This is a genomic window from Pauljensenia sp. UMB3104 (assembly GCF_030217285.1).
In the GTDB taxonomy this organism is placed as follows: Bacteria; Actinomycetota; Actinomycetes; order Actinomycetales; family Actinomycetaceae; genus Pauljensenia.
The window spans coordinates 1-243 of record NZ_JASONN010000531.1 but is presented as its reverse complement, the minus strand read 5'-3'; the positions used below and the strand labels follow the sequence as shown (position 1 = coordinate 243).

At 56.4% G+C, this 243-nt stretch carries 1 pseudogene; it reads left to right on the top strand.

Going from position 1 to position 243, the window contains the following annotated elements:
• Positions 1-243 (top strand): annotated as a pseudogene (locus tag QP415_RS12685) (hypothetical protein); the annotation flags it as partial.

Sequence of the window (243 nt, the reverse complement as noted above, 5' to 3'; positions counted from 1 at the left end):
AAAGCACGGGCGGATACAACGAAAGCAACGGTGGTGGCTACAGCACCAGTAACTACAGCAACTCGAACGCAGGCGGCAATGGTGGCGGTGGCTACAACGGTGGTAGTGGTGACGTGTGCGGCGGCGGACCATACTGCTATAACCCAAACTTCCCCGAATGGATACAAGCCACCGACGACGGAAGCTGGCACCACCAGGTGCAGCCAGATGAGAATGGAAATTGGACGAACGATCACGGATGTA